We start from the raw sequence: 18,029 nt of genomic DNA on the forward strand, positions 1-18,029 counted from the left end.
CGCCACCAGCACAGTTGGCTGGCGTGTTGGTCGCTGTGGGGGGCTTGGGCTTGGGCTTGTGACATCGCCGTCGGGTGCGGAGCCCGAACTGCTCACGCAGCGGAGCGTGGACGATAGGCCCCGCGCCCCGGTCCTGTACCCGTTGTCAGGGCCGGTTGGATGCTTTGTCCGTCGTGCTCGATGTGTCCATCGCGGTGCTGCGGGCGTCGGCCGAGGGGCGATACTGGGGGCCTGCCCGATCTCTCGACACCGAGCGCCTTCGAAATGCTGCGCGAACAGTACGCGCGTCGGCTGCCCGCGTCCTTGGACGAGCTCGCCGGGCCGACGACGGGCACGGTGGACCTTCCCCTGCATGTCGGGGTCTGACGGGGGTGGCCCCAACACGGGCCGCACCGTGTCACGAGGCGCTGGTGCCTACCGTCGGTCTGATAGGCCGGACGAGCTCCGGCGTCCGGGCGCCCCCGCACGAAGTCCGTCCATGACGATGTCCAGCAGGCGTGTCGCCTGCGGCTGCCAGTCATCGTGCGGGGCGAGCTGCCACAGGCCGGCGATGGCCAGCATGAAGTCGTCGGCTGTGACGCCGGGACGGATCGCGCCGGCCTCCTCGCAGGCGTGGAGCAGAAGGCCGGCAGCCTCGGTCACTGGGGTGTGGCCCGGTTTCGCCGCCTTCCCCGGCGAGGTGCTCAGGGCCTGGCGGATCGCCTCCGCCAGGCCGGCCTTGGTCATCGCGAACCGGGCGAGGTGGTCCATCCATGCCCGCAGCGCGCGGTCGGGTTCCATGGTCTCCAGCAGCACGGACGCGGTGTCGGCGATCTGCTGTACTCCGTGGCGGTAGAGCTCGAGGACGAGCGTCTCGCGGTTGGGGAAGTTCCGGTAGAACGTGCCCTGGCCGACGCCCGCCTTCTTGGCGATCGCGCTCAGCGGGGTGTCGGCAGCCCGGGAAAGCTCGGTGAGGGCCACTTCCAGAATGCGTTCGCGGTTGCGTTGCGCATCCGAGCGCAGGTGCGGGTCGTTCCTCTGCCGCACTCGTCCTCCTCGCCGGCTTGTGTCCGAAAGCGGTCCTTGAGAACCGGACAGTTGTCCACTACGTTCGACCGATAGCGGACAGCTGTCCGTTTGAGCTCACTCTAGCGTCGGACTGACGCCCCGACGTGTCCAGGACACGTGAAAGAAGGCTGAACATGGCCCCAGCCCCCTCGTCAACGTCCAGCGACATCACCCTGAACATCAACGGCGAGAAGCACAGTCTGCCCGTCGACCACCGCACCACCTTGCTTGACGCCCTGCGCGAGCGCCTCGACCTGACCGGCACCAAGAAGGGCTGCGACCAGGGGCAGTGCGGCGCCTGCACGGTACTGCTCGACGGACGCCGGGCGGTGTCCTGTCTGCAACTCGCCGTGGCCGCCGACGGACGCGAGATCACCACCGTCGAGGGCCTGGCCGAGGGCGACCGACTGCACCCGGTGCAGCAGGCGTTCCTCGACCTGGACGGCTACCAGTGCGGCTACTGCACCCCCGGCCAGATCTGCTCGGCGATCGCGGTGATCGAGGAACACGCGGCCGGCTGGCCCAGTGCCGTCACCGACGACGTCCGCCCCGAGGCTGGACCACCACCCCTGAGCGCCGAGGAGATCCGGGAACGGATGAGCGGGAACCTGTGCCGCTGCGGCGCGTACGTGTCGATCGTCCAGGCCGTGGCCCAGGCGGCGGAAGCGAAAACCAAGGAGGCGGCAGCGTGAGGGAGTTCGCATATGACCGGGCCCTCGACGTCTCCGGGGCCCTGGCCCTGCTGGACGCCGACCCCGACGCCCGCTTCCTCGGCGGCGGCACCAACCTCGTCGACCTGATGAAGACCGGCGTCGAGCGGCCCACCCGCCTGGTCGACGTCCGCGAACTGCCCCTGGACGGCATAGAGGTGACGGCGGACAGCGGCCTGCGCATCGGCGCCACCGTCACCAACAGCGACCTCGCCGCCCACCCCGAGGTCCGCCGCCGCTATCCGGCGTTGGCGCAGGCGGTACTGGCCGGCGCCTCCGGCCAGCTCCGCAACATGGCCACCGTCGGAGGCAACCTGCTCCAGCGCACCCGCTGCGGCTACTTCACCGACGTGACCAAGCCCTGCAACAAGCGTGTGTCCGGCAGCGGTTGCCCCGCGATCGAGGGCGAGCACCACAACCACGCCATCCTGGGTGCCTCCGAGCAGTGCGTGGCCATCCACCCATCGGACATGGGCGTCGCGCTGACCGCCTTCGACGCGGTCGTGTCGTACGAAACCGCCGACGGGCCCGGCGCATTGCCCCTCGCCGACTTCTACCTGCCGGTTGGTGACACCCCGCACCGCGAGACCGCGCTGCCGCCGGGCGCGCTGATCACCGGCGTCATGCTGCCGCCCGCTCCGGTGGCCGCCCGATCTCGCTACCGCAAGGTGCGCGAGCGTGCCTCGTACGCCTTCGCCATCGGCTCCGTCGCCGCGGCGCTCGACGTCCGGGACGGCGTCGTACGCGACGTACGCCTCGCCTTCGGGGCGGTCGCATCCCGGCCGTGGCGGGCGGCGACGGCCGAACGCGTCCTCACCGGAGCGCCTGCCGACGCCGAGACCTTCGCCGCCGCCGCGGACGCCGAACTCGCCGCGGCGAAACCGCTGCCCCACAACGCATACAAGGTGACCCTCATGCGCAACCTCGTCGTGGCCGTGCTGACCGAACTGACCGAGGAGGCCGCCCGATGACCACCACCCCCACGGCACGCAAGAACGCCGTCGGCACCGCGCACACGCGCGTGGAGGGCCGCGACAAGGTCACCGGAGCCGCCCGCTACGCCGGTGAGATCCCGTTCGCCGACCTTGCGTACGGCTGCCTGGTGGTGTCCACAGTCACCCGCGGCCGAATCCGTTCCATTGACACCGCCGAGGTCCTCGCCATGCCCGGTGTGGTAGCCGTCCTGCACCACGGCAACGCCCCGCGGGTCGAGACGGGGTACGTCGGTGTGCTGGGCGTTCCGGACCCGACCGCGGCCGTTTTCCAGCACGACAGGGTGCCGCACGCCGGCTGGCCGGTGGCGCTGGTCGTCGCCGACACCTCCGAACGGGCCCGGGAGGCCGCCGAAGCGCTGGTGGTGCACTACGAACAGGAGCCGCACGACGTCGACTTCACCAGCGAGCACCCCGACGCGTACCCGCTCGACAGCCATGGGCCGGCGGTGATCGAGAACGGCGACCTGGAGGCCGAACTCGCATCTTCCGCGGTGGTCGTGGACGCCGAGTACACCACCCCGGAAGAGCACCACACCATGATGGAGCCGCACGCGGCGACCGCCCGCTGGGACGGCGGCCGTCTCGAAGTCGTCGACTCCAACCAGGGGACCTTCTGGGTCGCGAGCGAACTCGCGCAGATGTTCTCGCTCGACCCGTCCGCTGTCCGGGTGCGCTCCGAACACGTCGGCGGCGGCTTCGGCAGCAAGGGCATCCGGGCACACCAGGTGGCCGCCGTCATGGCAGCGACCGAACTGCAGCGCCCGGTCCGTGTGGTCATGACCCGCCGTCAGATGTTCTCCCTCACCGGCTACCGCAGCCCCACCCGGCAGCGCCTGCGGCTCGGCGCCGATGCCGACGGCCGACTGCGCGCGCTGGAGCACCGTTCCCTCAGCGCCACCTCCACCGTGCACGAGTTCATCGAATCGGCCGCCGGCCCCGCCCGGACCATGTACGGCGCCGACGCCCACCACACCGCCAACCGGCTCGTCCGGCTCGACGTGCCGACCCCGACGTACATGCGTGCGCCGGGCGAGGCACCGGGATCGTTCGCACTGGAGTCGGCGATCGACGAACTCGCCGAGAAGTGCGGTCTCGACCCGATCGAACTGCGCGCCCGCAACGATCCCGCGGCGGGCCCGGTGTCCGGGCTGCCGTTCAGCGGCCGCAACCTGATCGCCTGTTTCAGGGAAGGCGCCCGCAGGTTCGGCTGGGCCGACCGTGACCCCCGCCCCGGCCTGCGTCGCGAGGGACGCTGGCTGCTCGGCACCGGCACAGCGGCCGCATCCTTCCCGGCGGGTGCCGGCCCGTCCACCGCGGCCGTGACGGCGGAGGCGGACGGCACCTTCACCGTGGGGGTCAACGCCGCCGACATCGGCACCGGCGCCCGGACCGCACTCACCCTGATCGCCGCCGACGCCCTTCAGACCGCGACGGAACACGTCCGGGTGCGCATCGGCGACAGCGACCTCGGCCCCGCGTTCATCGCCGGCGGCTCCATGGGCACCCGCTCCTGGGCGTGGGCGGTCATGGCCGCCGCACAGGAGCTGCGGGAGAAGCTCGCCCTCGGCGCCGACATCCCGCCGGAGGGGGTCACCGTACGGTCCGACACCACGGAGGCCCTCGGCGCCCTCGCCAGGACGGAACGACACTCCTTCGGCGCCCAGTTCGCCGAGGTGGCCGTCGACCCCGCCACCGGCGAGGTCCGGGTGCGCCGCATGCTCGGCGTCTTCGCGGCCGGCCGGATCGTCAACCCGCTCACCGCCCGCAACCAGTTCGTCGGCGGCATGACCTGGGGCATTTCCATGGCCCTGCACGAGGAGGCGGTCCGCGACCGGGCCCTGGGCAGCCACTACGGCGCCGACCTCGCCGGCTACCACGTCGCCTCCCACGCCGACGTTCCGGCCATCGAGGCGGACTGGATCGACGACCCGGACCCCGAGGACCCGGTCGGCATCAAGGGCATCGGCGAGATCGGCATCGTGGGCGCCGCCGCGGCCGTCGCCAACGCGGTCTGGCACGCGACCGGCGTACGCCACCGGGACCTGCCGATCCGCCCCGACCGAGTCCTGATGGCAGGCGTCCATGCTTGATCTCGCCGGGGACCTGCACCGCTGGATGGAGGAGGGCCGCGCGTTCGCCGTCGCCACCGTCGTGGCCGTCGGCGGCAGCGCCCCGCGCGGCCCCGGCGCCGCTCTCGCCGTCGACAGCGAGGGCACGGTTATCGGCTCCGTCTCCGGGGGCTGCGTGGAGGGAGCGGTGTACGACCTCTGCGTCCAGGCGCTGCAGCACGGCAAGACGGTCGTCGAACGGTTCGGATACAGTGACGAGGACGCCTTCGCGGTCGGTCTGACCTGCGGCGGGATCATCGACATCATGGTCATTCCGGTCGGCACGGACGCGCCTGGGAGGCCGGTGCTCCGGTCGGCCCTGTCGGCTGCCGTCCGGGACGAGCCGGCAGCCCTGGCCCGCGTCGTACGCGGCCCCGCCGATCTCCTCGGCACGGCCCTGCTGGTGCGGCCGAGCGAAGCGGCAGGGGAGCCATCCCGGCGCTCCCGGGCCAGCTCGTACGAAGGCGGACTCGGCGGGCAGACGGAACTGGACCGTGCGGCGGCAGGTGAAGCCCGCGCCATGCTGGACGCCGGCCGCACCGGCACGGTCGAGCTGTCGGCGGACGGCTCGCGCTGCCCCGGTGGACTGACCTTGCTCGTCGAGTCGAGCGTGCCTCCGCCCCGCCTGATCGTCTTCGGGGCGATCGACTTCGCCGCGGCACTTGTACGGGTGGGCAAGTTCCTCGGCTACCACGTCACCGTGTGCGACGCCCGCCCCGTCTTCGCCACCACGAACCGCTTCCCCGAGGCCGACGATGTCGTCGTCGACTGGCCGCACCGCTACCTGCGCGGCACCGCGACCGACGCGCGCACGGTGCTGTGCGTGCTCACCCACGACGCCAAGTTCGACGTGCCCCTGCTGGAAGCGGCCCTGCGGAGGCCGGCCGCGTTCGTTGGCGCGATGGGCTCACGGCGTACACACGCCGACCGGGAAAGACGGCTGCGGGAAGCGGGCTTGACCGACGGGGAGTTGGCCCGGCTGAGATCGCCGATCGGCCTCGATCTCGGTGCCCGCACACCCGAGGAGACGGCCCTGTCCATCGCGGCGGAGATCATCGCCACCCAACGGGGCGGAACGGGCGCGCCCCTGACCGGGTCGGGCAGACCGATCCACCACGAGGAGGAGACGCACGACGCGGGGACGAGCTCCGGCCCCTGGACACGGAGCACCGCGCCGATGCGAACGTCCATGCCGAGCTTGCGGTAGTGGCCGGGGCCATGCGCCGCGACGTACGTGTGGGCCGTAGGGTCCGAGCCGCCCCGACGGCGCACGGCCGACGCGCAGTCCTGACGTCGCCGTCTCCGGAGTGGGGCGACGCGCACTGAGCGCACGGCTCGGCGCCCTTCGCGACCGCGACCTGGCCCCTTCGTGACACACACCTTCGAAGAGCTCCTGGAGATGCAACGCGCCGCCGACCGGGCGCACGCGACCGTGCAAGCCCTGCGCGACCGGCGATCCGAACCCGAGCTCTTCTGGCAGGTCACGCCAGGGCGAGCAGGTGCGGTACTTCCACGCGACGGCTTCCAGGGGTCCCGAAGGGCATGCTGGCAACACAGAACAAGGGTTGCGCTCGTTGCGGGTCGGCGGTGGTCGGCCCACCGTCGTCCACGGGCCGGATCGGCCGGCATCGACGGCTCGATCCGCTCCCACATTGCATCAGTGATCACTAACCGGACAGACACATCCGATCAACTGACCAACCCACCAAGGAGACACGCTCTAGTCCACTGGCACCGCTGGCGCACCCGCCATCCCACCCGCGTACCGGGTGGCCCACTCTTCGACGGCGGCCAGGAAGGCGAGGAGCTGGGCTTGTACGGAGCCCAGGAGTTCGGGCAGTCGGGCCAGCGGCAGTTCGATGGCAAGGCCGTCCGGGCGCTTCGCTTCAGGCCGCAGCCGGATGGTCGCCCCAGTGTGCTCGGCGCGCGGCGTGGGGTCGTGGCCGAGCCAGGGCTCCTCGCCGTTCATCCAGTACATCCAGTACATCCAGTCTCGCCAGTTCTCCATGCCGAAGCAGCAGCCGGGCGGTGCGGTCACTCCGGTCGAGGTGTCCCGGACCCGGATGCCGCCGGGCGCGATGATCTGGTCAGTGGTCAGCAGCTGGTTGACCTGCTCGGTGCTGTCCTTGGGGCCCCGGGCCCGGGCCTCGTCACCGCTTTTGTTGTAGGTGGTCAGGACTGCCATAGCGGTGCCGAGCTCTTGCACGGACAGCAGGCCGGACAAGGCCAGGAGGTGGTCTGCGGGCGGGTCGGCTACGGGCCACAACGCGAAGTCGGTGGCGGAATAGGTTTCCAGCACGGCATCCATGATCAGCAGGTCCCCAGTGTCGCTCGTCAGATGGTGGGGACGCCTCTCTATCTCCGGGCGGGGCCGAGTCCTCACGTCTGCCGAGTTGCACCTGATGAGATATCTCAAGGTGTCTGGAGAACCGTCCCATTTCGGCTGCCCGGGCCCATCCCGGCGGGGAGTGGGGGCGGGGAGTGGGGTGGTCAGCATCGGCTCCGGCAGCGTCCAGGTCACGCCCCCCATGCCTTCCACCAGGTCCCTCCAAGTCGTCGAGAGTGGGTGATCAGTGGCCGGTCATCCGCACTGCCGCGCTGGGTCTCGCCAGCACCTTGGGTGTCTCGTCTCTGTCGTGCCGGGGCGCCGGCGCCAGGTGGTCGCTCAGGCGAGTGCCGAGCACGGGAGATCTGCTGTCCCCAACTGCGTCGCCGGGGCAGTCTGCAGGGATCAGTGGGGGGTGTTGGCGAGGAAGGAGAGAACGTGGGGCCAGCCCTGCTCGCGTGCGGCGGCGTCGGAGGCGCGGGTCCCGCCGAGCTTGGCTTTCTGGCCGGAGGTGGGGTTGATCACTCAGATGGCCCGTGGAAGGTAGGGGAAGGTTCCCACGCCGTGTCCTGCCCCTGGGTAGATGAGGGTTTGGTGGGGGTAGCGGTCGTGGTTGTCGTGCAGTTGGGCGGCGATCTGCCGGGCGAAGGCTGGGGATGCCCACAGGGCGTCGTCGGCGCCGGCGATGGACAGCAGCGGCCCGCTGAGATGGTCCAGCGGTATGAGGTCCTGGGGGACCGGCTGACCTTGGTAGGTCCAGGCATTGCCGCCGTGCGGGAAGCCTGGAATGACTTTGGAGGAGGGCGAGTACACGACAGTTCCGTGGACGAGCTGGGGGTAGTCCTCGGCCAGGAGCAGAGCGGCCTCGCTGCCGCGCGAGTAGCCCATCGCGATGATGTGGGCGGGGTCTGTCGACGGCTGTGCGGCCAGCAGGCGCGCAGCGGTGGCGAAGTATTCCAGCGGAATGTCGTGCAGGGTCGTGGGCAGACCGGCCACGCGGAAGTAGCCCAGTGCCAGCGTCGGATAGCCGTGGGAGGCCAGCAGCGCGGCCTCGAACTTCATGCTGACTCCGCCCTCCGATCCACCAAAAGCCAGCACTCCTGGATGGCGCGGGGTTCCAGGAGGGGGCAGGAACAGCTTCCCGACCACCTTGTCGTGCGCCAGGGACAGGTCCGTGCCGCGGACACCCGGCTTCGCCCATACGCGGGTGAGAGTGCGGTCCGCAAGCGAGCGCCCGTGCGCGGTGACACCGATCCGCACCTTGAAGGATGGGGCGAGATCTGGGTAGAGAGGGGCGAAGGAGGCCAGGTTGGGATCGCCGGACGGCGGCCTCATCGACGACAACAATCCCATGCCGTCGACCTTGTGGTAGGTCCCCGATTCCGGCCGCGACGTGGTGAGATCGACAACACCGTTCTCGTCCGCGGCAAAGGTCGCTTTTGCTTTCCAGACCTGCCCGTCGTACGCGCTCGCGGAGGAGTGCACGACGATCCGGCCTTGCGGGGCGAGGTGGGTGACTCTTATGTGCACAGGCTGATCGGCCAGGGCGACCGGCCTGTCAACAGTGATCACCGCCCGGGTACTGACAGGACGCGCCACTGAGCACCCGGCGGTCCCCCATATGACGATCACAGACATCACTAAACCTGCGGCCCACCACAGTGGCCTCCGTCGATACATCGTGCCCCCCTCGCCCCCGACCTTCCCCCCACATCTCCCATGGAGAGGGACGGCAGTCAACAGAGCCGTCGTGCGCTCCGGCCACCTCACCGGCCCGCGCACCGAACAGCGACATGCCGCGGGCGTTCCGGCACCCGGTGAGGGGCAGCGGCGGCGGCCAGGTCGGGGAGGAGCGGGTTTGCGCGCAGAACTGGATTCGCGCTTAGCTCCGGATGGCGCGGGCGAGCCAGGGGGTCAGAGTCACACGCAGGATCGGTGCTTTGTAGGTCTCGTCCCCAGGCAACGGGACGGTCAGCCATGCGCCGGGCGGGAAGAACCGCCCCGTCACGTAGGCCAGGCCACTATAGAGGGACCGCAGGAAGGCTGGGGCCGAGTCGCGGGGAACATCGTGGAAGGCGACGTTCTCGACACTGATCTTCGCGTCGTCCTCCGGGAAGATCTGTACGGTGACAGCCGGGGAGCCTTCCAACTCGATGAAGGCCTCGTGTGGCAGCGAGCCGTCCGGGTCGAGGACAGTGAATGCCCCGGCGGAGGTGCGGCGCGACGTCTGGTCCGCACCGATGTCGTCGGTCACGGTCATCGCGAGGCCGTACTCCCGCGCGATCTCACGTATCGCGGTGACGGCGGCTTCGGTGGTAGGCAGATGTGGATGGGTCATGATCCCACTGTCGCAGCAGGCTGATGGCCAGTGACCCGATCCAGGAATCCGCGCCGACGGCCGGACGAGTGACGGCATTTGGGGCTACCCGGTGCTGGCGCCCCAATCCAAGGTCTGCACGATCTCTGTTGTGCGCCCGTCTCGCGCTCGGGCAGCAGGCTGCGTCCCCGCTCGGGCCGTCTGCGCCGTGCGGGGGCGCTCAACGACGACTAACGCTGGCAACCACCGACAGTTAACTGAGCGTTTCACCCCGTGTGCGCAGTGTCGGTTTGCTCGCCGCTGTCTCTCCCGCCACCGTGTAGCGTCTGCTGGGCGGAAGGGTCGGCCGGACGACGGCCAACCGGGCTCGCGGCATCCACCCCCGTGCCATCGTTCCCCGCGCTCTGCCCGCCGCGGCCGCCGTGCAGTGGGATGCCAGCCGCACCGCCGGCCATGGCGGGATCCGCCTGAACTTGGAGGACCCCGAGAGCTGGTCCTACGCCCTGCTCGGACTCAACCCCGACGACGTACTGCTCTCCAGCGTCCTCAACCCGGTGGAGACGAGCTACGCCGAGCCGGAGGCGATCGCCCACGTTGCCCTGGAGCTGGTGGTGCACCGGCGGCTGCCGCAGGCGCGCTACCGCACCGAGTGGCCGGGCGCGAAGCAAGCGCGTGCGGCCGCGAGCGACTTCCGCCGCACCGCCTTTGGCGTCCCACCGTTGGGGCGAGGATGGGGGAGGAGATCACGGAGGGGGAGGGCGTGCAGCTGATCATCGACACCCAGCGGGACACCTACGAGCAGGCGATCGGCGCCGTGCAGGCCGCCTGCGGCTTCAACCTCGCCCCACGACAGACGGCTGGCCCGAGGCTCCCACCCTGGAACCGCGCCCCGGGCCGCAGGACCTGAGCGACGACGACCTGTGGGAAGGCTGGACGGAGCGACCGCTGTTCGACACGATCGCCGCGCTGATGCCCGGCGCCCGCACCGTGCTGCGCCGCATCGCCGACGTGGGGCGGTACCGCCACCTACGACGACATTCAGGCCCACTTCGTCGGCCACCCCGAGACCCCGATCGCGAAGAACCGGATCGGCGGGACGCTCACCTCCGTGCGGGCGGTCCGCCGCCGCATCGCCCCGGACAACAACACCCGCCTGCCCGAACTCGACGACCGGGTACGCGTCTACCGCATCGAGCCCGCCCTCATCGAGGGCCTGCAGCGGGCCTTCACCCTCGGCGACGCCCGCCCTGACCTGCTGCGCCAGGATCCGACAGTTACGTGAGCCGTGTTTTGGACCTTGCGGCCGACTGGTGAAAAGGAAGGCGGCGCCGAAAGCCGCGGCGACGTCACGGCAACCGCGCGGGGTGTGATGCATCCGGCCGCCGAGATCTGGCGGAAGTTGGTTTCAAGCTCCCGCCCTGCGCTCCCCCGAGAGGGGCGGGAGCCCCTCCCCGCTAGCAGCCGTTTGAGTGAGAGTGACAGTAGAAAGGCCAGCCTCCTCAGCCCGCCGAACGGGATTCAGACGCCGGCTACGAGCCCGGCGAGCCCCTCGAGGACCGCAAGTGCACGCCGGGTGCGATCTCTCCGGCGGTGACGCAGGCGAACCTGGGGTCGACGATCTGCCGCAAGGGCGGCTACACCTCCGGCGTACGCCCCTCCGCCTATGTGACGGGTAAGGAGAAGAGGCTGAACGCCGCCTCGGTTCGTGTCTACGCTCGCTCTGCTCGTCGCGCTGCTCCTGGTCGTCGTCGTGGTGCTGCTCGCGGCCGGCGTTGCCTACGTCGTGCACCGCCACCCGACCTGGGGCCAGCCCATTGGAGCCGCGTTCCGGCGCGGTCACGGTGATGGCCGCTCTGGTCGGCGTGATCCTCGCTCGGTGAGCAGCACTCCCGTGCGTGGTCGAGGCATCGGGGAGCCCGACCACGCACGGCTCTTGGTGGAGGTCTCCCAGCACGCCAACGTCCGGGTGCGCCATGTGGCTGAGGCAATTGTGGCGGTGGTCACCGGCAAGGACCCCGCGCCCCGGAGGTTGCGGGATCACCTGGTGGCGGCGATGTCGAGGCGGCAGGTGAAGTGGGCATGAACCGTGGGGGGTGGGGTAGATGGGTGCGGCTGGCCGGGAAAGGGGTCGTGACCTGGGGAGGTCTAAGGTGCCGCTTTCCCGGCCCTTGGCTTCACCGAACGCCGGCGCCGCTTGTCCCGTCGGAACGCCATCACGGTCTGACCCCGCAGCCAGCCGATTCCCACCACGTATCCGAAGTTTACGAGCCGCATCCAACTCGCGGACAAATGATCGAATGACGGGTGCAGGGCCGGGGTAGAACGATGCCGGGCGTCATCCCGCAGGGGAAGGCCCCGTTGTCGACCCGGCCGGCACCCCCGGCAAGATTCGAAGGACGCAGTATGGCCGGCGGCACCGTGAAGTGGTTCAACTCCGAGAAATGAGCGGGGTGACCAGAGTGGGTTGCTCCTGCGGGTCGAGGACCGCCGGGGTGGCGTGGTGGATGTAGCGGCGCGAACGTCGTAATTCCTCATGGCGTCGAGGGCGTCGGATCTCGTGGTGGGGCATGAAGCAGGTGATGAGGCCCGCCGCGAGCGAGGCACCGGCCACGCCCCAGAAGGCGATCGTGGTCCCGGGTCTTGGGGCGAGGCCTGAAGGCCGATCGGCCCCGCCGTGATCCCGGCGGCGGCTCGGTTTCGCGGATGCGGACAGTGGTCATTCCCGCTCGGCAGCGTGCATACCATTGCATGAACGGCATCCAGGCCAGGCTTCCAGGTCGCCCACCAGTGGAGATGCCGCCCGGTCGCCTGGTTCCGCGAGGACGCGGAGCCGTCGGGTGCTGGGGAGGTACAGGAAAACGGGGGGTGCGGCATGCATCGGCGGGCGCTACTGGGTCGCGATACGGAGCGGCGCACGCTGGCTGCCCTGGTCGAGCAGGGGGCCGCCGGTTCGGGCGGCGCGACGGTGATCACCGGAGCGCCGGGGATCGGCAAGTCGGCGCTGGTCGCGGAGGCCGCGGGCGCGGCAGCACGAGGCGGGGCCCGTGTGATCACCGCTGTGGGGGTCCAGTCGGAGGAAGACCTACCCTGTGCCGGCCTGCACCAGTTGGTTCACCAACTGCGCGACGGAATCGACGACTTGCCGGGACGTCAGCGCACCGCGCTGCTCGCGGCCGTCGGACTCGTCGACGAGGCCGTACCCGATCTGTACCTCGTCGGCTTGGCCGCGCTGACCCTGCTGACGGACGCGGCGGCGAAGGCGCCACTGCTGGTGGTCGTCGAGGACGCCCACTGGATGGACCGTGCCAGCCTCGATGTGCTTGGGTTCGTGGCGCGGCGGATCGAGTCCGACCCCCTCGTGCTGGTCGCCGTCACCCGGCGCCTCGACGACCGCCTCAGCAGTGCCGGCCTGCCTGTGCTGCACCTGGGCCCGCTGACGGACGAGGTGTCGGGTGAGGTGCTGGACGCGGTGGCCCCCGGACTGGGACAGCAGGTCAGACGGCGGCTGTTGGAGGAGGCCGCCGGGAACCCGCTGGCGCTGACCGAGCTGCCGGTCGCGCTGCAGTCGGTCGGCGGGGCGTACGCGCTCAACCCGGGTCCGCTGCCGCTGACCGCGCGGCTGGAGCGGACGTTCACGGCACGGGTCTCCCGTCTGCCGGCCGACACCCGTGCGGTCCTGCTCCTCTCGGCCCTCAACGGTGACGGGACGATGGACGAATGCCTCGCCGCGGCGACCCGGATGCTCGGGACGGCGGTCGACGCCGGTGCCTTCGAGGCAGCGATCGGCGCGGGCCTGGTGGAGGCCCAGGGGGCGGCCTTCAAGCACCCCCTCATCCGCTCGGCGATGCACCACGCCGCCACCGCCGCAGAACGTCAGGCCGCGCACGCCGCGCTGGCCGCCGCGCTCCACGGGCAGCCCGATCGGCAGGCATGGCACCGTGCCGCCGCCACCGCCGGTCTGGACGAACGAGTGGCACGGGATCTGGACTCCACTGCCGGCAGAGCCCTGCGCCGAGGCGGTGTCGCCGCGGCTCTTGCCGCGCTGAGGCGGGCGGCGGAGCTGACGAAGGACCCCTCCGTGCGGGCCGACCGGCTGCTCCGGGCGGCGGAGCTCGCACTGGAGTCGGGCCAAGGAGACGTCGCGACGCATCTGCTGACCCAGGCGCGCTCACTGGAGCTTTCGGTCCGGGACCGAGGCCGCGCGGCCTGGGTCAGCATCGCTCTGGCCGAGGGGACGCGGGGCGAGGGCGCCGCGACCGCCGAGCTGGCCGAGCTGGCGGTCGAGATCGCCGCCGGCGGCGAGTCGACACTGGGGCTGCGCATGCTGTGGAGCGCGGTCCTGCAGTGCTTCTGGGGAGAGCCGGGCCCGGCCGCCCTCGAGCGGGTCGCCGCCGCTGCCGACCGGATGCCCGTGCCCGCCGACAACGCCGACCTGGTCGCTCTGCGGGCGTACTCGGCGCCGGTCGAGCGTGCGGAAGGGGTCATGGAGGGCCTGGCGGGTCAGCTGGAGCGCTCGTCGGAGAACGCGGAGGGGGACCAGCTCCTGGGGGCCGCCGCCGTGACGGTGGGCGCTCCCGCCCTGGCGAGCCGGTTCACGGCGAGGTCGCTTGACGCCCTTCGAGCGCAGGGCAGGCTGTCGATGCTGGCTCGCGCCCTCTGCGTCCAGGCGGGGAGCGCCGCACGGCTGGGTGACGTGCGCGCTGGTTCCCTCGCCGCGGAGGAGGCCGCGTCGCTTGCACGCGAGACCGGTCAGCCTCTTGTGCACGCGATGGTGAACGCCATCCGCGCGCAGCTGGCCGCCGTCAGCGGCGACCCGGCGGCAGAGGCATGGGCGGCGGAAGCCGAACGCGAGGCCCTTCCCAGCGGAGGGCGCCCGGTGCTGGCCATCATGCAGATGGCCCGCGGGCAGGCGGCACTCTGTCAGGGCCGCTACGGCGACGCGTTCGGCCACCTGCACCGCGTCTTCGACCCGGCCGACCCCGCCTTCCACTCCTGGCTGCGCTTCTACGCGGTCGCGGAGCTGGTCGAAGCGGCGGTGCGCAGCGAATCCGCGGAGGTGGCACGCGACATCGTGCGGGAGCTGACCCCGCTCGGGGAATCGACGTCTTCGCCCGCCCTGCTCTGCGGGTTGCGACTGGGCCGGGCCCTGCTGAGCCCGCAGGATGCCGCCGAGCCGCTGTACAGGGCGGCCCTCGACGCCGTCCCCACGGACTGGCCGTTCGAGGGGGCGCGGGCGCGCCTCGCCCTGGGCGAGTGGCTGCGGCGTCACCGGCGGCCCGCGGAGTCCCGCGTCGCCCTGCGGGCCGCACGCGAGATCTTCGACGCCCTGGGTGCGTCGGCATGGGCGGAGCGGGCACGGCAGGAGCTGCGCGCCGCGGGCGCGTCGTCCCCGCGCCAGGATCCCGCCGCGGTCGACCGGCTGACCTCGACCGAGCTGCATGTCGCCCAGCTCGCCGCGCAGGGTCTGACGAACCGGGAGATCGGCGAGCGGTTGTACGTCTCGCCCCGGACGGTGAGCACCCATCTCCAGCGGATGTTCCCCAAACTGGGGGTCACGTCCCGCGGCGAACTCGCCGCGGTGCTCGGCGCCACGACGACGTACCCCGAAGGCGCGGCGTCATGACGTACGCGGAAGACGCAGCACCATGACGTACGTCGAAACCGTAGTCCGACGGACGCGGTCCGACCTGCTTGATTCCTAGGTTTGTGCCATGCCCGGTTCGCACACGGCGGACGGGCGGGAAGGCACACCATGGGAACCATCACCGTCGGCTCCGAGGGCTCGACCGGCATCGATCTCTACTACGAGGACCACGGGTCGGGGCAGCCGGTCGTCCTGATCCACGGTTACCCGCTGGACGGGCAGTCGTGGGAGAAGCAGACCGATGCGCTGGTCAAGGCCGGCTACCGCGTCATCACCTACGACCGCCGTGGCTTCGGCCGGTCGAGCAAGACCATGACGGGCTACGACTACGACACCTTCGCCGCCGACCTGGACACCGTACTGACGCAGCTGGACCTGCGTGACGTGGTTCTCGTCGGGTTCTCGATGGGCTCGGGCGAGGTCGCCCGCTACCTCGGCGTCCACGGCTCGGAGCGGGTGGCGAAGGCGGCGTTCCTCGGTTCGCTCCAGCCGTTCCTGTTGCAGACGCCGGACAACCCCACCGGTGTGCCGCAGAGCGTCTTCGACGGCATCGCGGAGCAGGCGGAGGCCGACCGCTACGCCTGGTACGAGAGCTTCTTCGTCGACTTCTTCAACACCGACGAGACGCTCGGGTCGCGGCTCAGCGAGGCCGCGCTGCGGGCGAACTGGGCCACCGCCATCGACTCGGCGCCCATGGCGGCGTACGCGTGCGTCCCGGCGTGGCTGACGGACTTCCGGGCCGACGTGGAGCGCATCGACGTGCCGTCGCTGATTCTGCACGGGACCGCCGACCGCATCCTGCCGATCGACGCCACGGCCCGCGAGTTCCGTCGCCGCCTGCCCGACGCGCGGTACGTCGAGATCGACGGCGCTCCGCACGGGCTGCTGCTCACCCACGCGGCCGAGGTCAACGCCGCCCTGCTCGACTTCCTCGCCGCCTGAGACCTCGCGCCTGTCACGAAAGGACCGCACTCCTGTGCCGGTTGTCAACAACCCTCTGCCCGAGCGCGACCGCGAGACCGCGGGTGCGGCGCTGCAGGCGACCCTGGCCGACCTTCTCGACCTGTCCCTGGTGGCCAAGCAGGCCCACTGGAACGTGTACGGCCCGCGCTTCCGCTCGGTTCACGCCCAGCTCGACGAGGCCGCCACCGTCGCCCGGAACCACGCCGACACGGTGGCCGAGCGCGCGGCCGCCCTGGGCGTCAGTCCGGACGGACGGGCCGGGACCGTTGCGGGAACCAGCGGCGTGCCCGCCTTTCCGCCGGGCTGGACCAAGGACAGTGACGCCGTCGAGGCCTTGGCGTACGCGCTCTCTGCCGTGACCCAAAGGCTGCGTGAGCGCATCGTCGCGATGGGCCCCGTGGATGTCGTCACCGAGGATCTCCTCGTCGGACTGACGGCCGATCTCGAGAAGCAGAGCTGGATGTTCCAGGCGGAGAACCGGGCCTGATCAGGCGGCCAGAGCCGCACAGTTGTCGTCCGAAGTGGAGAAGAGCATGGGTGTCGAGGGAACGAGCACAGACCGATTCGAACCGGTACGGGCGGTGCTGGGGGCGCACCTCGAAGCCGGCGAGGAGTTGGGGGCGTCGATCGCCGTCGATGTGGACGGGGTCATGGAAGTCGATCTGTGGGGTGGCCACGCGGACGAAGCACGGACCGTTCCATGGCACCGGGACACGTTGGTGAGTATGTGGTCGACCACGAAAACCCTCACCAATCTCGCGGCTCTCATCCTCGTCGACCGGGGCGCGCTGGATCTGCACCGCCCGGTGGCGTACTACTGGCCCGAGTTCGCCGCCCAGGGAAAGGAGCACATCGAGGTGCGTCACGTCCTGGCTCACACCTCGGGACTCTCCGGCTGGGAGCAGCCCTTCTCCATGGAGGATCTCTACGATCGGCCTACCGCGAGTGCCCGGCTGGCCGCGCAGGCACCCTGGTGGGAGCCGGGCTCCGCTTCGGGCTACCACGTGCAGACCCAAGGGCAACTGGTGGGAGAGCTTGTCCGGCGGGCCAGTGGCCGTACCCTGACGGAGTTCGTCGCCACCGAGATCGCCGAACCGACGCAAGCTGATGTCCAGATCGGCGCGCGACGGGCCGACTGGCCGCGTATCGCCGATCTGGTGGCCCCCTCGCAGCTTGGCGGTATACCCACGGGTCTTGATCCCGAGGGGATCTTCACCAGGACGCTGCTCGGAAGCCCCGCACGTGACGAGCACGTCGACACCCCGCAGTGGCGCTCCGCCGAACTCGGAGCCGTCAACGGACACGGCAACGCACGTGGCCTGGCCCGAGCGCTCTCCGTCATCTCGCGGCGCGGCCAGGTCAACGGCCGCCGGCTTCTCTCCGAGGAGACGGTGGACAAGGTGTTCGACGTACAGGCCGACGGAGTCGACCTGTTCCTGGGCGTTCCCGTCCGCTGGGGCATGGGCTACGCACTCGCCGATCCGAGGACGATGCCGCACATGCCCACCGGGAGGATCTGCTTCTGGGTCGGTCGGGGCGGTTCGATCGTCATGATGGACCTCGACCGGCGCGTCACGTTCTCGTACACGATGAACCGGGTGGGCGACGGGATCCTTGGCTCGGAGCGCACGCACAGCTACCTCAGGCATGTCTACGAAGTCCTGGAGCGTACCGGCTGAGGTGTAGCCGTAGGCTCCGCGCGCGGCGCTGTGGCACGGGAAAACATTGCCCGGAACGCGAGTGAGCGGCCGTCATCCGGCTGGAGGGGAACTCGCTCCCTCATCCGGGTTGCAGCTTCCGCACCCACGGTGCGACGCAGCGATCGTCACGAAGAGTGAGGACTACGGCACCACCTCGGCCATAGGCTCGATCACGTCGGGAAGGTGCTGCCCGCGGCACCTCGCACCGCCATCCATGTC

The 18,029-nt window shown here is 70.6% G+C and carries 16 protein-coding genes and 1 pseudogene; 12 read left to right on the plus strand and 5 right to left on the minus strand.

What is annotated here, in order from left to right; all coding sequences use genetic code 11:
• Nucleotides 1–414 precede the first annotated feature (414 nt).
• Nucleotides 415–1,026, minus strand: a complete 612-nt coding sequence (locus tag FBY22_RS18160; protein ID WP_142146784.1) for a TetR/AcrR family transcriptional regulator — start codon at nt 1,024–1,026, stop codon at nt 415–417.
• Between the two features lie 155 nt (nt 1,027–1,181).
• On the opposite strand from FBY22_RS18160, the gene FBY22_RS18165 reads away from it, so the two are divergent.
• The 4 genes from FBY22_RS18165 to FBY22_RS18180 are packed head-to-tail and all read left to right on the plus strand — an operon-like array spanning nt 1,182 to nt 6,067.
• Nucleotides 1,182–1,739, plus strand: coding sequence for a (2Fe-2S)-binding protein (locus tag FBY22_RS18165; RefSeq protein ID WP_142146786.1), 558 nt, complete (start codon nt 1,182–1,184; stop codon nt 1,737–1,739).
• Nucleotides 1,736–2,728, plus strand: a complete 993-nt coding sequence (locus FBY22_RS18170; RefSeq protein ID WP_142146788.1) for a xanthine dehydrogenase family protein subunit M — start codon at nt 1,736–1,738, stop codon at nt 2,726–2,728. Before FBY22_RS18165 ends, FBY22_RS18170 begins: the two co-directional genes overlap by 4 nt.
• Nucleotides 2,725–4,842, plus strand: coding sequence for a xanthine dehydrogenase family protein molybdopterin-binding subunit (locus FBY22_RS18175; RefSeq protein ID WP_142146790.1), 2,118 nt, complete (start codon nt 2,725–2,727; stop codon nt 4,840–4,842). The genes FBY22_RS18170 and FBY22_RS18175 overlap by 4 nt, the downstream gene beginning before the upstream one ends.
• A complete protein-coding gene (locus FBY22_RS18180) occupies nt 4,835–6,067 on the plus strand; it encodes an XdhC/CoxI family protein (RefSeq protein ID WP_142146792.1) in 1,233 nt (410 codons plus the stop codon). The genes FBY22_RS18175 and FBY22_RS18180 overlap by 8 nt, the downstream gene beginning before the upstream one ends.
• A gap of 255 nt (nt 6,068–6,322) precedes the next feature.
• Here the strand turns inward: FBY22_RS18180 and FBY22_RS44190 are convergent.
• The 4 genes and pseudogenes from FBY22_RS44190 to FBY22_RS18200 all read right to left on the minus strand — a co-directional run.
• Nucleotides 6,323–6,543, minus strand: a pseudogene (locus FBY22_RS44190) (hypothetical protein); the annotation flags it as partial.
• A gap of 37 nt (nt 6,544–6,580) precedes the next feature.
• The gene (locus tag FBY22_RS18190; RefSeq protein ID WP_142146794.1) at nt 6,581–7,159 is read right to left on the minus strand and encodes a hypothetical protein; all 579 of its coding nucleotides are present in this window, start codon (nt 7,157–7,159) and stop codon (nt 6,581–6,583) included.
• A gap of 552 nt (nt 7,160–7,711) precedes the next feature.
• Complete coding sequence (locus tag FBY22_RS18195; protein WP_160159894.1) at nt 7,712–8,824, minus strand: acyl-CoA thioesterase/bile acid-CoA:amino acid N-acyltransferase family protein; 1,113 nt, start codon at nt 8,822–8,824, stop codon at nt 7,712–7,714.
• Nucleotides 8,825–9,068: 244 nt separating this feature from the next.
• Nucleotides 9,069–9,524: a hypothetical protein gene (locus tag FBY22_RS18200; protein ID WP_142146798.1), complete on the minus strand. Its 456-nt coding sequence runs from the start codon at nt 9,522–9,524 to the stop codon at nt 9,069–9,071.
• Between the two features lie 452 nt (nt 9,525–9,976).
• Here FBY22_RS18200 and FBY22_RS43895 point away from each other — a divergent pair, with 452 nt between their 5' ends.
• From FBY22_RS43895 to FBY22_RS18235, 8 genes are all read left to right on the plus strand, one after another.
• Nucleotides 9,977–10,273, plus strand: a complete 297-nt coding sequence (locus FBY22_RS43895; protein ID WP_160159895.1) for a hypothetical protein — start codon at nt 9,977–9,979, stop codon at nt 10,271–10,273.
• Nucleotides 10,264–10,410, plus strand: a complete 147-nt coding sequence (locus FBY22_RS43900) for a hypothetical protein (RefSeq protein WP_160159896.1) — start codon at nt 10,264–10,266, stop codon at nt 10,408–10,410. The genes FBY22_RS43895 and FBY22_RS43900 overlap by 10 nt, the downstream gene beginning before the upstream one ends.
• A gap of 201 nt (nt 10,411–10,611) precedes the next feature.
• Nucleotides 10,612–10,785 carry a hypothetical protein gene (locus FBY22_RS45070; RefSeq protein WP_260844917.1) on the plus strand — a complete coding sequence of 58 codons (174 nt, stop codon included), beginning with the start codon at nt 10,612–10,614 and terminating at the stop codon, nt 10,783–10,785.
• A 423-nt stretch (nt 10,786–11,208) separates the two neighbouring features.
• On the plus strand, nt 11,209–11,586 hold the full coding sequence (locus tag FBY22_RS44195) for an ANTAR domain-containing protein (protein WP_174267054.1): 378 nt from the start codon (nt 11,209–11,211) through the stop codon (nt 11,584–11,586).
• A gap of 789 nt (nt 11,587–12,375) precedes the next feature.
• Nucleotides 12,376–15,126, plus strand: coding sequence for an AAA family ATPase (locus FBY22_RS18220; RefSeq protein WP_142146802.1), 2,751 nt, complete (start codon nt 12,376–12,378; stop codon nt 15,124–15,126).
• 129 nt (nt 15,127–15,255) lie between these two features.
• The gene (locus tag FBY22_RS18225; protein ID WP_142146804.1) at nt 15,256–16,089 is read left to right on the plus strand and encodes an alpha/beta fold hydrolase; all 834 of its coding nucleotides are present in this window, start codon (nt 15,256–15,258) and stop codon (nt 16,087–16,089) included.
• 34 nt (nt 16,090–16,123) lie between these two features.
• Nucleotides 16,124–16,597 (plus strand): Dps family protein, encoded by a 474-nt coding sequence (locus FBY22_RS18230; protein ID WP_142146806.1) that lies wholly within the window; start codon nt 16,124–16,126, stop codon nt 16,595–16,597.
• A gap of 46 nt (nt 16,598–16,643) precedes the next feature.
• Nucleotides 16,644–17,789: a serine hydrolase gene (locus FBY22_RS18235; RefSeq protein ID WP_142146808.1), complete on the plus strand. Its 1,146-nt coding sequence runs from the start codon at nt 16,644–16,646 to the stop codon at nt 17,787–17,789.
• Nucleotides 17,790–18,029 lie beyond the last annotated feature (240 nt).

Origin of the sequence: Streptomyces sp. SLBN-31, from assembly GCF_006715395.1 — a bacterium.
Taxonomy (GTDB): domain Bacteria; phylum Actinomycetota; class Actinomycetes; order Streptomycetales; family Streptomycetaceae; genus Streptomyces.

Excerpts from the sequence above, each read along its gene's own strand:
- FBY22_RS18200 (WP_142146798.1), bottom strand. The coding sequence starts at position 9,524 with ATGACCCATCCACATCTGCCTACCACCGAAGCCGCCGTCACCGCGATA.
- FBY22_RS18195 (WP_160159894.1), bottom strand. The coding sequence starts at position 8,824 with ATGTCTGTGATCGTCATATGGGGGACCGCCGGGTGCTCAGTGGCGCGT.
- FBY22_RS18220 (WP_142146802.1), top strand. The coding sequence starts at position 12,376 with ATGCATCGGCGGGCGCTACTGGGTCGCGATACGGAGCGGCGCACGCTG.
- FBY22_RS18180 (WP_142146792.1), top strand. The coding sequence starts at position 4,835 with ATGCTTGATCTCGCCGGGGACCTGCACCGCTGGATGGAGGAGGGCCGC.
- FBY22_RS18235 (WP_142146808.1), top strand. The coding sequence starts at position 16,644 with ATGGGTGTCGAGGGAACGAGCACAGACCGATTCGAACCGGTACGGGCG.
- FBY22_RS18225 (WP_142146804.1), top strand. The coding sequence starts at position 15,256 with ATGGGAACCATCACCGTCGGCTCCGAGGGCTCGACCGGCATCGATCTC.
- FBY22_RS18165 (WP_142146786.1), top strand. The coding sequence starts at position 1,182 with ATGGCCCCAGCCCCCTCGTCAACGTCCAGCGACATCACCCTGAACATC.
- FBY22_RS18175 (WP_142146790.1), top strand. The coding sequence starts at position 2,725 with ATGACCACCACCCCCACGGCACGCAAGAACGCCGTCGGCACCGCGCAC.